The organism is Streptomyces misionensis, from assembly GCF_900104815.1.
GTDB classification, from domain to species: Bacteria; Actinomycetota; Actinomycetes; order Streptomycetales; family Streptomycetaceae; genus Streptomyces; species Streptomyces misionensis.
In genome coordinates this window covers 3,514,172-3,526,506 of sequence record NZ_FNTD01000004.1, presented here as the reverse complement: position 1 = coordinate 3,526,506, position 12,335 = coordinate 3,514,172, and the positions used below count along the sequence as shown (strand labels likewise).

Annotated in this window: 10 protein-coding genes and 1 pseudogene; 5 read left to right on the top strand and 6 right to left on the bottom strand. The window is 73.3% G+C overall.

Annotated elements, in window-relative coordinates; all coding sequences use genetic code 11:
* Positions 1-341 precede the first annotated feature (341 nt).
* Positions 342-938: a TetR/AcrR family transcriptional regulator gene (locus BLW85_RS17605; protein ID WP_070023790.1), complete on the bottom strand. Its 597-nt coding sequence runs from the start codon at positions 936-938 to the stop codon at positions 342-344.
* Between the two features lie 146 nt (positions 939-1,084).
* Positions 1,085-2,131 (bottom strand): ankyrin repeat domain-containing protein, encoded by a 1,047-nt coding sequence (locus BLW85_RS17600; protein ID WP_079172357.1) that lies wholly within the window; start codon positions 2,129-2,131, stop codon positions 1,085-1,087.
* Between the two features lie 299 nt (positions 2,132-2,430).
* Here BLW85_RS17600 and BLW85_RS17595 point away from each other — a divergent pair, with 299 nt between their 5' ends.
* The 5 genes from BLW85_RS17595 to BLW85_RS17575 all read left to right on the top strand — a co-directional run bounded on the left by BLW85_RS17595 (position 2,431) and on the right by BLW85_RS17575 (position 7,239).
* Positions 2,431-3,645 (top strand): acyltransferase family protein, encoded by a 1,215-nt coding sequence (locus BLW85_RS17595; RefSeq protein ID WP_074992548.1) that lies wholly within the window; start codon positions 2,431-2,433, stop codon positions 3,643-3,645.
* The gene (locus BLW85_RS17590) at positions 3,642-5,108 is read left to right on the top strand and encodes an MFS transporter (protein WP_079172356.1); all 1,467 of its coding nucleotides are present in this window, start codon (positions 3,642-3,644) and stop codon (positions 5,106-5,108) included. Before BLW85_RS17595 ends, BLW85_RS17590 begins: the two co-directional genes overlap by 4 nt.
* A 156-nt stretch (positions 5,109-5,264) precedes the next feature.
* Positions 5,265-5,759 (top strand): 2,4'-dihydroxyacetophenone dioxygenase family protein, encoded by a 495-nt coding sequence (locus BLW85_RS17585; RefSeq protein WP_070023788.1) that lies wholly within the window; start codon positions 5,265-5,267, stop codon positions 5,757-5,759.
* A gap of 45 nt (positions 5,760-5,804) precedes the next feature.
* On the top strand, positions 5,805-6,254 hold the full coding sequence (locus tag BLW85_RS17580) for a hypothetical protein (protein ID WP_070023787.1): 450 nt from the start codon (positions 5,805-5,807) through the stop codon (positions 6,252-6,254).
* Positions 6,255-6,369: 115 nt separating this feature from the next.
* The gene (locus tag BLW85_RS17575) at positions 6,370-7,239 is read left to right on the top strand and encodes a TIGR03560 family F420-dependent LLM class oxidoreductase (protein ID WP_074992547.1); all 870 of its coding nucleotides are present in this window, start codon (positions 6,370-6,372) and stop codon (positions 7,237-7,239) included.
* Positions 7,240-7,340: 101 nt separating this feature from the next.
* Here the strand turns inward: BLW85_RS17575 and BLW85_RS17570 are convergent.
* The 4 genes and pseudogenes from BLW85_RS17570 to BLW85_RS17555 form a co-directional block, all read right to left on the bottom strand.
* Positions 7,341-8,057: pseudogene (locus BLW85_RS17570) on the bottom strand (nucleotidyltransferase family protein); the annotation flags it as partial.
* Complete coding sequence (locus tag BLW85_RS17565) at positions 8,054-8,395, bottom strand: STAS domain-containing protein (RefSeq protein WP_070023784.1); 342 nt, start codon at positions 8,393-8,395, stop codon at positions 8,054-8,056. The pseudogene BLW85_RS17570 and the gene BLW85_RS17565, both read right to left, overlap by 4 nt.
* A 1-nt stretch (position 8,396) precedes the next feature.
* Positions 8,397-10,484 carry a glycogen debranching protein gene (locus BLW85_RS17560; protein ID WP_244174871.1) on the bottom strand — a complete coding sequence of 696 codons (2,088 nt, stop codon included), beginning with the start codon at positions 10,482-10,484 and terminating at the stop codon, positions 8,397-8,399.
* Positions 10,481-12,307, bottom strand: a complete 1,827-nt coding sequence (locus BLW85_RS17555; protein ID WP_074992546.1) for an AGE family epimerase/isomerase — start codon at positions 12,305-12,307, stop codon at positions 10,481-10,483. The genes BLW85_RS17560 and BLW85_RS17555 overlap by 4 nt, the downstream gene beginning before the upstream one ends.
* Positions 12,308-12,335 lie beyond the last annotated feature (28 nt).

The following is a 12,335-nucleotide window of genomic DNA, read 5'->3' as shown; positions in this document are numbered from 1 at the left end:
CCGCTCCCGGCCCGGTGCCGCCCGGCGCGGCACCGGGCCGGGCGGGCGCGCCCTGACAGGCGTTCGGAGGCGGCTCCTTGAGGGAGTTCGGCCGGGGTCGCGGAGGGGTTCGGCCGGCGCGCCCCGAGGGGCTCGGCTGCCGCCGGCCAGACCGGTCGCGACGGGCCGCGCGGGGTCGCGCGGGGTCGCGCCGGCCGCGGTGTGCGGTCCTCTCCGGAGCCGGGCCTCGCCGACCTTCCCGGCCCGCGCCCTCCTGGCCGGTCGGGCGCCGGCCCGCTTCCGGGTGCCGTCTCGTCTCCGGATACCGGCCCGCCCCGGGGTGCCACGCCAACCCCCGTGCCCTACGCCGCCGTTCGCGTGGGCGGCAGGGCGCGGACGAGGATGTCCCACAGGACGCCGAGCCGGGTCGGCAGGTCCCCGCCGTCGCGGGCGTAGTCCGTGCAGTGGGCGCCGAACAGCACCACCACGACGAGATCGGCCACCGGCTCCGGCGGCAGGGCGGGGTCCACCTGACCGGCCTGCTGGGCGCTGAGCACCAGTTCCAGGGCGCGCTCGTGCACACCGTCCATCAGCCGGGGCGGCTTGGCGGCGCCCTGGGCGGTCTCGGTCACCAGGCGCAGGGCCGCCCTCATGCGCACGTCACGGCGGATGCGCACGGCCAGCGCCAGCAGCAGGGACCGCAGCCGGTCCAGCGGCGGGCCGCACTCCGCGCAGGCGCCGCCGAGCAAGTGGTCGGTGGCCGCCTCCAGATGGTCCACGAGCGCCGTCGCGAGCGCCCGCTTCGAGGGGAAGTGGCCGTAGAGGGCTCCCTTGGTCATTCCGGTGCGCTCGGCGATGCGCTGGAGATTGGCTTCCGCGTACCCGTGTTGTGCGAACTCCTGCGCGGCGGCGTTCAGGACCTGTTCATAGGTACGCAGGGCACGTGGCTGCTTCGCCATGCGTGACTCCGTAAGTCGTCAGGCGGCCCGGGGGCCGGAGTCGAAGGGTGCGGGAGCCCCAAAAAACATACCGTCTTGTTGGAATTAAACAAGGGAGGTGCCCGCTCCCGCCGCGACTTGGGCAGTTCCCCGCGGCCGACCGGGCCCTACGCCCCCTCGGGAGCCCGCTCGGCCTTCTCCAGCAGCGCCACGATGTCGTCGTAGCCGTACCGGCGGGCCATGCCGAGCGGAGTCAGCCCGTCCCAGCCGGCCAGGTCGGTGCGCACGCCCGCCTCCAGGAGCACGCGGACCGTCTCGGTGTGGCCGTGCCACACGGCGTCGTGCAGCGCGGTGTAGCCGTTGTAGGGGCCCTGGGCGTCCAGCTCCACCCGGCCGTCCTCGACCAGTTCCCGCATCACCTCGGGGCGGCCCATGTACGCCGCCTTGTGCGCGGGCGTCGCCTTCATCAGGTGGTCGACCACCGTCGGGTCGGCGCCGTGCGCGAGCAGCGCCGCCACCACCGCGAGGTGCCCCTCGCGGGAGGCGTCGAGCAGCGCGGTGTGGCCGTCGGGCGCCTTCACGTCGGCGTCGGCGCCCGCGGCGAGCGCCGCGCGGACCCCGGCCGCGTCCCCGGACAGCGCCGCCAGCCGCAGCGCGGCCCCGGCCGCCCGCGCGCGGCGGGCCCGGGCCGCCTCGATCAGGCGGACGTACACCGACTGGTCCTCCTCGCACACCAGCGGGCCCAGCTCGTCCGCCCGGTACCCGGCGTGCGCCCGCACATCGGGGTTCGCGCCCCGGGCCAGCAGCAGCTCCACGACCGGCGGATGCTTGTACCAGACCGCGTCGATCAACGGCGTGTGCCCGGTGGTCGGCGCCTGCGCGTCCACGAACGCCCCGTGGTCCAGCAGCAGCCGCACGACGTCGACGCAGCCGCCCTGCGCCGCCTTGTGCAGCGGGGAGGTTCCCATTCGGACGTCCGGCAGCAGCGGGTCCGCGCCCGCGGTCAGCAGCAGCTCGGTCAGCTGGGTCCGGCCCAGCGCCGCCGCCCGGCTCAGGGCGGGGTAGCCCAGCGGGTCCCGGGCGTTCGGATCCGCGCCGGCGTACAGCGCGTCCGCGGCGCCGGGCAGGTCGCCCTCCCGCACCGCCCGGTGCAGCGCCTGCTCGGCGGCACCGGGGTGTTCGGACTCCGGGTGCAGCGTCCGCTTGTTCGACATGAGCCCTCCGCGTCGGTGTCGTGTTCGGTCGGGGCGTACGCCCGATCACCTCACCACGGGGCGCCCGAACCGGCCCCCGCACGCCCCAACCCCGGGGTCACTGACGGGACTTGGACCAGTCGCATCGGATTGCCCGGGCCGGCTTGGTGAACCGTGCCCCGCGGGCGTTTTCTCGGTTGCGGACGTCACGTGGCCGGGCACGGACGCCGCCCCCCCAGCACCGCGACAGACCCACCCCTCAGCACCACCCCTCCACCTCGACCGCCGGACACCAGTCCGCCTCACCCGAAGGGGTTCCCATGCTCGAGAAGGCCGGCACCGAGCGACCACCCGCGGCAGCGGGTCAGTCCCGGCTGCCCTCGCTCACCGGCGCCCGCTTTCTGGCGGCCCTCGGCGTCTTCGCCTACCACCTCTCACGTGAGGGTGTCTTCGCCGATCCCGGCGTCGACAAGGCCCTGCGGTACTGGGCGTCGGCCGCCGGAGCCGTCGGCGTCTCCTTCTTCTTCGTGCTCAGCGGCTTCGTGCTGACCTGGTCGGCCCGGCCCGGCCAGCGCGCGCGCACCTTCTGGCGCCGCCGCGTCGCCAAGATCTACCCCAACCACCTGGCCACCTTCGTCCTGGTCGCCGTCGTCACCTGGAGCACCGGCGTCGTCGTCAGCGCCTACCAGGCGCCCCCCGCGCTCACCGACCCCTCCTCCTGGCTGCCCAACCTGCTCCTGCTGCAGAGCTGGTCGCCGGACGCGCGCATCTTCATGACCGGCAACCCGGTCAGCTGGTCGCTCTCCTGCGAGCTGCTGTTCTACCTGTCCTTCCCGCTGCTGCACCGCGCCCTGCTGCGCCTGGACAGCCGCCGGCTGTGGGCGGTCGTGGGCGTCTGCACCGCCGTCGTCCTGCTGCTGCCGGCGCTGGCCGGGCTGCTGCCCGAGCGGCCGCAGCTGCCGTTCGCGCCCATCGGCGAGGCGCGGTACTGGTTCGTCTACGCCTTCCCCCTCACGCGCTCAGTGGAGTTCCTGCTCGGCATGGCCGCGGCCCGGCTCGTCATGGCCGGCCGCTGGGTGCGCGTCCCGGCGAGCGCCGCGCTGCCGCTGCTCGCCGCCGGGTACGTGCTCGCGCTGCACCTGCCCGTGCTGTACGCGCAGGCCGCCGCCACCGTCATCCCGCTGACGCTGCTGATCGGCGCGCTCGCCCGCCGCGACGCCGACGGGCGCGGCAGCGCGCTGTCCGGGCGGACCTTCGTCTGGCTGGGCGAGGTCTCCTTCGCGTTCTACATGGTGCACCGCCTGGTGCTCATCTACGGACACCACCTGCTCGGGTACGGGCGCGGCTGGGCGCTGCCGCAGGCGCTCGCCCTCACCGCCGCCGCGTTCGCACTCGCCCTGCTGGGCTCCTGGCTGCTGTACCGGGCCGTGGAGATCCCGGCGATGCGCAAGTTCGGCCGGTCCCCGGCCACCGCACCGGCCGTGCCGCGGCCCCGGGCCGAGGTGCGGCCCCGTGTTCCAGAGAGGAATCCATGAGTACGACCGACTCCACCCAACGGTCCGTGCCCGCCGCCGGTGAGTCCGGCGGCGGGCAACTGCCCGATCCCAAGCGGTGGCTGGCCCTCGGGATGCTGCTGCTCGCCACGTTCATGGGCATGCTCGACGTGTTCATCGTGAACGTGGCGGCGCCGTCCATCCAGTCCTCGCTCGGCGCCTCCTTCAGCCAGATCCAGTTCGTCGTCGCCGGGTACGTCCTGGCGTACGCGGTGGGTCTGGTCACCGGCGGGCGCATCGGCGACGCCCTGGGACGCCGCCGGGTGTTCCTCATCGGGCTCATCGCCTTCGGCGCCACCTCGCTCCTGTGCGCGGTGGCGCCCAGTGCTGCCGCGCTCATCGCGTTCCGCGTCGTCCAGGGCCTGGCCGCGGCGCTGATGCTGCCGCAGGTGCTCGCCATCCTCCAGGTGGTCTTCCCGGCCGAGGAACGCGCCAAGGCGCTCGGCCTGTACGGCGCCACGATCGGCCTCGGCTCCATCGCGGGCCAGATCGTCGGCGGTGCGCTGATCAAGCTGGACCTGGCCGGCTGGGACTGGCGCTCCGTGTTCCTGGTGAACGTGCCGGTCACCGTGATCGCCGCGCTCGGCGCCGCCGCCTCGGTGCGCGAGGTGCGCGGCAGCAGCCGGGCCCGCATCGACTACCTCGGCGTCCTGCTGCTCGCCGCCGCCCTGCTGCTGTTGCTGTGGCCGCTGGTCGTCGGCGCCGACAACGGCTGGCCGGCCTGGGGCTGGGGCGCGCTGGCCGGGGCCGTGGTGTGCTTCGCGCTGTTCATGCTGTGGGAGCGGCGCATCGCCCGGGTCTCGGACGCCGGGCACGCGCTGCTGCCGCCGCGGCTGTTCGGGCACCCCGGCTTCGCCAAGGGCCTGCCGACGGCGCTGGTGTTCTACAGCGGCAACGCCGGCCTGTTCCTGATCCTGTCCTACTTCCTCCAGGACGGTCTGAAGCTGTCCCCGCTGGCCTCCGGTGTGGTGTTCCTGCCGCTGGGCGCGGCCTTCGCGCTGGCCTCGTTGCAGGGCAAGAAGCTGGTGGCGCGCTGGGGCAGCGCGGTGCTCGTGCTGGCCGCCGTGGTGATGGCCGCGGGCCTGGTGCTGGTCCGGCTGCCCGTGGGCTCCGGCTCGGCCGCCCACCAGGCGGCACTGGTCACTCCGGGGCTGCTGCTGTGCGGTCTGGGGCAGGGCCTGATCGCGCCCTCGCTGATCGGCCTCGTGCTCGGCGGGGTGGCCCAGGAGGACGCCGGCGCGGCCTCCGGCGGACTGCTCACCGCCACGCAGATCGCCAACGCCCTCGGCTACACCGTCGTCGGCGGCATCTTCAACGCCCTGCGCAGCGACGGCACCTACGGCTCCGCGTTCCAGGACACCCTGTGGCTGCTGTGCGCCCTCGCACTGGTCTCCGGGGCGCTGCTGTGGTGGCTGCGGCCCCGGCAGCAGGCCGCGGCGAACTGAGCGGGCGGGGCGGTCGGCGAGAATTCCCGGAGCTTTTCCGGGAATTCTTTGCCGACTGCCCCAAGTCTCCTCGGGGAAACGGAGAATGATGGCGCGGCCCGCGCGTCCGGAGTTTTATGGAGTTCGTCAGCCCGCCTTTATGGAAAGGGGATCCGGATGCACGTCGCCGCCGTTCCGGAGAACATTCTGGAAACCATCAAGGAGTTCGGCCCGCCGGACATCGCCATCGCCGAGGAGGACCAGACCTGGGTCCCCTTCGACGAGCGGGCGTCCTGGAAGCCGCTCCGGTTCGACCTGAGCACCGGCATGTGGGTGGTCATCACCCGGGTCAAGGGCGCCGGCGTCATCAGCCGCCACCAGCACACCGGCCCGGTGTCCGCGTACACCTTGCAGGGCTCCTGGTACTACCCGGAGCACGACTGGGTGGCGCGGCCCGGCACCTTCGTCTTCGAGCCGCCGGGCGACGTCCACACGCTCACCACGGACGACCCGGAGGGAATGACGACGCTCTTCATCATGAACGGCGTCATGCGCTTCCTCGACGACAAGGACCAGCTGATCGACCAGCACGACTGCTACTACTACCTCGACCAGTACGTGCGCTACTGCCGGTCGCAGGGCTTCGAACCGGATTCCCGGCTCTTCCACTGAAATCCCGGAAAGAAACTCACCGGACACATCCCGAGGAGAATTCAGATGACCGTGGCACAGGAGAAGACCGAACTCACCGCGCAGGACGTGATCGACGTCGCCACCGAGTGGTTCCGCGCCCTCGACCGGCACGACACGCTGGAGGAGGTCACGCCCTTCCTGGCCTCGCAGGGGCTGCGCATGGTCTTCCCGGAGATCACCGTGCGCAACCTGGACGACTTCCGCACCTGGTACGACAACGTCCTCAACCTGTTCTTCGACGAGACCCACGAGCTGACCCGCACGGAGGTGCGGCGGATCTCGGCGACCGAGGCCGAGATCTCGCTGACCGTCAACTGGCAGACGAAGACCTGGAACCCGCCGGCCGCGCACAGCGTGTGGAAGGGCTTCGACGCCGACCAGACCTGGACCGTGGTGCTGGAGAACGGCCGGCCCAAGATCCGGGAGTACAGCGTCGACAAGATCACCCCCATGCCGGGGTCGCCCGGCCTGTGATCCACCACAGCGGCCGGACCACCCGCCGGTGCGGAGCCCACCAGGGCCCCGCACCGGCTCTTGGCATGCGCCGGCGCCCCGCGTGCCGGCACCCAACGGAAAGGAGCACCACCGCGTGCGCATCGGACTGACCGTCTCCCGCTTCACCTGGCCCGGCGGGCCGGAGAAGCTCGCGGAGACCTTCTCGGACATCGCCCGGGACGCCGACGAGGGCGGCATCGCCGGGCTGTGGGTCATGGACCACTTCTTCCAGATCGGCCTCAACGGCCCGCCCGAGCTGGAGATGCCGGAGGCCTACTCGCTGCTGGCCTACGCCGCCGCGGTCACCCGGCGGATCACCCTCGGCACCCTCGTCACGGGCGTCACGCACCGCCGTCCGGCCGTGCTGGTGAAGACGGTCACCACCCTCGACGTGCTCTCCGGGGGCCGCGCCTGGCTCGGCGTGGGCGCCGGCTGGTTCGAGGAGGAGGCCCGCGGCCTCGGCCTGCCCTTCCCGGCGCTGAGGGAGCGGTTCGCCGAGCTGGAGGACACACTGCGGATCGCCCACCACATGTGGTCCGGCGACACCGGCCCCTACCGCAGCGAGCGCCACCACCTGGAGCGGCCCCTCAACTCGCCCGCCCCGCTGAGCCGTCCGCATCCGCGGATCCTGGTCGGCGGGGGAGGGGAGCGGCGCACGCTGCCGCTGGTGGCCCGGTACGCCGACGCCTGCAACCTGCCCGACGGGCCGGACCTGCCGGACAAGCTGCGGCTGCTGCGCGAGCTGTGCGAGAAGGAGGGCCGGGACTTCGGCTCGCTCACCAAGTCGGTGCTCAGCCGGCTGCCGGTGTCGGGCGAGGACGGTTCGGTGGAGCGCGCGGTCCGCCGCTGCGCCGACCTGGCCGCGCAGGGCGCCGAGTACGTCGTCACCTCGCTGCCGGACGTGCAGGACCCGGCGGCGCGCGCACGCCTCGCCGAGGTGGCCGCGCGGGTCGCGGACCTGTAGCGGCGGCGCGGACGCACGACGAAGGGGAGACCGGGACGGTTCCGGTCTCCCCTGTCGTCCGCGGCGGACGGGGATCAGGCGGCCACGGGCTCGGCGTCGCCGACGTCCACCAGGCCGCGGGCCACGTCCTGCTGCGCCCGGGCGTACGCCGCGTGCGTGCCGACGTCCTCCCAGTAGCCCTCCGCGACATGGCCGTACACCGGGAGGCCCTCGGCGAGCAGCCGCGGGAAGACGTCCCGGGCCCAGTCGGCCGGCCCGGTCCCGCTCACGTACCGCAGGACCTCCGGCTGCATCACGTAGATGCCGGTGCTCGCGGTGCGGGAGAACGCCTCGCCCGGCCCCGGCTTCTCCAGGAACCGCTCGACGCGCCCGTCCGGGCCGAGCGTGGCGATGCCGAACTGGCTCGGGTCGGCCACCTCGGTCAGGCACACCGTGACCAGCGCCCGCCGCTCGTGGTGCCGCCGCACCAGCTCGGTCAGGTCGACGTCGGTCAGGGCGTCCCCGGAGATCACCAGGAACGGCTCCCCGCCCAGCAGCCCCTCGGCGGCCTTGACGCTGCCCGCGGTGCCCAGTGGCCGGTCCTCGTGGACGTAGGACAGCGACATCCCGAGCCGGGTGCCGTCGCCGTACTCCCGCTCGATCAGCTCGGCCAGGTAGTGGACGGTGACCACGGTCTCCTCGATGCCGTGCCGGCGCAGCAGGCGCAGCACGTGCTCCATGATCGGGCGCCCGCCCACCGGCAGCAGCGGCTTCGGCAGGTGCTCGGTCAGCGGGCGCAGCCGGGAGCCCTGGCCGCCCGCCATCAGCACGGCCCTCATGCGGCGGCCCGCTCGTCGAAGTCGGGCAGTTCCTCCGTGACCGTGACGGCCCGGTCGAAGCCGCCCGCCCGCAGCACGCGCAGCACGTCCTCGCTCGCCCCGTCCAGCACGATCTCCGCGCCGCGCGCCATCCGCTGCTGCGCGAACGCCAGGCAGCGCACCCCGCCCGGGGACAGCGAGGTCAGCTCCCGCATCCGCAGCACCAGCACGCTCACCGGCCGCTGGAGCGCCTGGTCGATCAGCCGGCGCAGGGACGGCACGTGCCGGTCGGCGAGGTCACCGCTCAGGTGCACGGTGACGGTGGAGCCGCTGTAGCCGAGATAGGCGTCGAACGCCATGTCAGTACCTTTCCGTGAGATCGGTCGATGAGGAGAGGGGCCGGGCCGCGAGTACGGCGACCGCGTGCGCGGCCAGCGGCAGCCGGTCCCCGACGGGGCCGGGAGCGGGGGCGAGCTCCCGCCCCGGAGGCAGCCCGGTGTCGGCGAACAGGTGCCACCGGGTGCCCTCGGGGGCGTCCGGCAGCTCCGCCTTGCCGTCCTGGGCACGGCAGTTGACGGCGACCAGGACGTGGTCGCCGGGCGCGTGGGCGAGGTGGACGACCACTCCGTCGCGGGTGGTGCCGAAGCGGCGGCGCGGATGGTCCGGCCGGGTCAGCGCCGGGTGCGCGCGGCGGAAGGCCAGCGCCGCCCGGACGAGGCCGGTCAGGCCGGTGTGCCGCGCGGCGGCCGCCCAGTCGAGCCAGCTGACCTCGTTGTCCTGGCAGTAGGCGTTGTTGTTGCCGCGCTGGGTGCGTCCGCACTCGTCGCCCGCGAGCAGCATGGGCACCCCCTGCGCGGTGAGGAGCAGCAGCAGCGCCCCGCGCACCAGTCGGTCCCGCAGCGCGCGCACGGCCGGGTCGTCGGTGGGGCCCTCGTGCCCGGCGTTGAACGCGGAGTCGTCGGGCGGGCCGTCGGTGTTGCCCTGCCCGTTGGCCTCGTTGTGCCGCCGCTCGTAGGCCGTCCAGTCGGCCAGCGGCAGGCCGTCGTGGCAGGCGACGAGGTTGACGCTCGCGGCCGTGCCGTACCCGGCGTACAGGTCGGGCGAGCCGGCCAGCCGTTCCGCCAGGTCGCCGACGGCCTCGGGGCGTCCGGCCAGGGCGCGCCGCACCGTGTGCTGGAAGCGGGTGTTCCACTCCATCCAGCGGCCCCAGCGCGGGAAGCGGCCCAGCAGGTCCAGCCCGGCCGCGTCGAACGGCTCGGCGATCAGCTTCCGGTCGGCCAGCACCGGGTCGGCGGCGATCGCCTCCAGCAGCGGCGGCACGTCCAGCGGGGCGCCGCCCGGGCCGCGCGCCAGGATCGGGGCCATGTCGAAGCGGAAGCCGTCCACGCGGTACTCGCTCGCCCAGTGCCGCAGGCTGTCCAGGATCATCCGGCGGGTGCGCGGATGGTTGGCGTTGACCGTGTTGCCGGTCCCGGTCAGGTTGGCGTAGGCGCCGTCGGCGGCGCGCACGTACGCGGCGTCCTCGTCCAGGCCGCGCCAGCCCAGCACGGGCCCCTGCCGGCCGCCCTCGCCGGTGTGGTTGTAGACCACGTCGAGGATCACCTCGATGCCCGCCCGGTGCAGCTCCCGCACCAGCGTCTTCAGCTCCCGCGCCGGGCCGTCCCCGTACCGGTCGGCGGCGTAGGCGGCCTTCGGCGCGAAGAACGACACCGGGTGGTAGCCCCAGTAGTTCGGCAGCGGCCGGCCCGTGGCGGGGTCGCTGAACGGGTTGTCGGTGTCGTCGAACTCGAACACCGGCATCAGCTCGACGCAGTTGACGCCCAGCTCCCGCAGGTAGGGGATCTTCTCGGCCAGGCCGGCGTACGTGCCCGGGTGCGCGACCCCCGACGAGGGGTGCCGGGTGAAGCCGCGCACGTGCAGCTCGTAGACGACCAGTTCCTCGCGCGGGATGCGCGGCCGGGTCACGCCCTGCCAGTCGAAGCCGTCGTCCGCGGCGATCCGGCACCGGTACGCCGGGCGCCGCCCCCATGTCTCGCCGCCGGCCAGGGAGACCGCGTACGGGTCGAGCAGCAGCGGCCCCTTCGCCCAGCCCTCGGGCAGCCCGCCGGCCGCGGACTCCGAGCGGTAGGCGTAGTGCACGGCGGCCGGGTCGAGACCGGCGACGGTCATGGTGAACACGTGCCCGCACCGGAACGCCTCCGGGAAGGGCACCTCGGCCAGCGGCGTGCCCGTGCCCGCGTCCAGCAGCACCAGCCACATGCGGTCGGCGTCCGCGCCGTACACGGTGAAGGTGACCCCGCGGCCGGTGACCCGTGCGCCGAAGCGCAGCGGATCACCGGGCAGCACCGACAGGCGCAGCGCGGCCGGGTGCACGCCCGCCGCCGTCACGCCCGCCGCCGTCACGTCCGCGCCGGTCCGGCCCGTGTCCGGCACGTCCGTCCCGGTCACGTGCGCTCCACGGGCGTCAGCCGGGCCTTCACCCGGAGCCGGTGCTCGCTCCTCGGCAGCCGGACGGTCATCGCCTCCGCGTCGAAGTCGGCGTGGGGCGCGCCGTCCACGGTGACGTGGTCCAGGACGACCCGGCCGGGCGGCAGGATGTCCGGAGCCACCCGCAGCAGTCCGCCGTCGAAGTCGGCGTCCGGGCGCGGCGCGAACCACAGGTCCAGCGGCTCGCGGTGGATCAGCAGCCGCAGGTAGACCTCGGCGAGGTAGCACAGCTCGGCCTTGTGGTACATGGCCATCGCGTGGCTGCCCTTGAGCCGCTCGTTGCCGACCGCGAAGGGCAGTCCCTGCGCCAGCACCGTGAAGTGCACCCCGCCCTCGTCGTGGTCGAGGAAGAAGGCGTTGTAGAAGGCGGAGGCCTCCCGGGCGTGCCGCAGGAACTCCTCGTCGCCGGTGTGCCCCGCCAGGATCAGGTAGGCGAGGATCGCCTGCTCCTGCTGCCACCAGGTCTTGCGGTCGTGCCAGACGAAGGCGTGCCGGCCGTTCTCCGCCTCCCGCTGGAGCACGTCGTACCAGCCGCCGCGCTGTCCGTCGCGGCCCACCGCGGGCATGCTCCGGGCGAGCTGGTCGGCCAGCTGCCGGTACTCCCGCTTGGGCAGGGTGCCCGCCATCCGGGTCAGGTTCCAGGCGATCTTCAGGTTGTGCCCGACGACCGCCCGGTTCTGCTGCCAGCCCCAGGTGTGGTCGGGTGTCCAGTCCGCGTGGAAGCGCTCGTTGACGAAGGGGCTGCCGCCGGGCGTGCGGTCCGGCATGTACGTGACGATCATGTCGAAGGTGTGCTCCAGCATCCGCCGGAAGCGCTCGTCGCCGGTCGCCAGGTAGAGGTTGATCAGATAGGCGGGGGCGTGGTCGCCGACCGAGTTCCAGTTCTTGCGCGAGTGGTTGGGGCCGAGGGCGTCGTCGTGCGGGCTCAGCGACACCGGGTCGATGTGCGAGTAGTAGCCGCCCAGCCGCCGGTCCCGGAAGAACCGTTCGAACAGGGCGACGGTGTCCTCCATGTCCCGGCGGATCACCGGGTTGCCGGTGAGCCGGTACGTCTGGGCGAGCCCGACCAGCGCGTAGATCTGCTCGTAGGCGGGGATGGCCCGGTAGTCGTCGCCGAACTCCGAGGCGAACAGCTTGCGTTCGCGGGTCCCGGAGACGTCGACGCCGTGGTACCAGTACACGAGGTTCTCCGCCTCGTCGCGGAAGAGCATGTGGTCGTGCAGGTACTGCGAACCGCGCTCGGCGACCTCCAGGAAGTCCTCGTCGCCGGTGAGCGCGTAGGCGCTCGCCATGCCGTAGACGAGGCGGGAGATGGTGTCGGTCTCCTGGGTGTGCTGCTCGGTCTTGTGGCCGCTGGCGCGGATCTCGGTGCGGTAGTCGGCGAAGTCGACGGGCCCGTCACCGAACTGGGACCGGCGGTAGAACCGGGCGAGCCGGCGCAGCTGCTCGGTCCACCAGCCGGCCTCCTCGTAGGGGTGTCCGGCGGGGGTCTCGGCGGTGAAGACGAGCTTGTCCGCCTGGAAGTACAGGCCGTCCGGGTCGGGGTAGACGGGACCGTAGGAGAAGACGAACGCGCCGGGCACCAGCAGCTCGTCGATGCGGCCGGTGACGTCGTGGTACGGCTCCTGCAGATTGCGCAGCAGCTGCGCGGACGTGGTGTCGGTGAGGTGGACGGCGACCTCGCGGTCGTCGAGGGTCTTGACGGTGAACCGACGTCCGCCCTGGCGCCCGGTGACATAGCCGGCGGTGGTGTCGGAGAAGGAGAAGGGCACTTCGGCGGGCATGGCGGCCTCCTGGGTCTGCTGCGGGGTC

What these genes read in the sequence shown, in the direction of transcription:
- BLW85_RS17605 (WP_070023790.1), bottom strand. Translation starts at nt 938, where the DNA reads ATGGCGAAGCAGCCACGTGCCCTGCGTACCTATGAACAGGTCCTGAAC.
- BLW85_RS17600 (WP_079172357.1), bottom strand. Translation starts at nt 2,131, where the DNA reads ATGTCGAACAAGCGGACGCTGCACCCGGAGTCCGAACACCCCGGTGCC.
- BLW85_RS17595 (WP_074992548.1), top strand. Translation starts at nt 2,431, where the DNA reads ATGCTCGAGAAGGCCGGCACCGAGCGACCACCCGCGGCAGCGGGTCAG.
- BLW85_RS17590 (WP_079172356.1), top strand. Translation starts at nt 3,642, where the DNA reads ATGAGTACGACCGACTCCACCCAACGGTCCGTGCCCGCCGCCGGTGAG.
- BLW85_RS17585 (WP_070023788.1), top strand. Translation starts at nt 5,265, where the DNA reads ATGCACGTCGCCGCCGTTCCGGAGAACATTCTGGAAACCATCAAGGAG.
- BLW85_RS17580 (WP_070023787.1), top strand. Translation starts at nt 5,805, where the DNA reads ATGACCGTGGCACAGGAGAAGACCGAACTCACCGCGCAGGACGTGATC.
- BLW85_RS17565 (WP_070023784.1), bottom strand. Translation starts at nt 8,395, where the DNA reads ATGGCGTTCGACGCCTATCTCGGCTACAGCGGCTCCACCGTCACCGTG.
- BLW85_RS17555 (WP_074992546.1), bottom strand. Translation starts at nt 12,307, where the DNA reads ATGCCCGCCGAAGTGCCCTTCTCCTTCTCCGACACCACCGCCGGCTAT.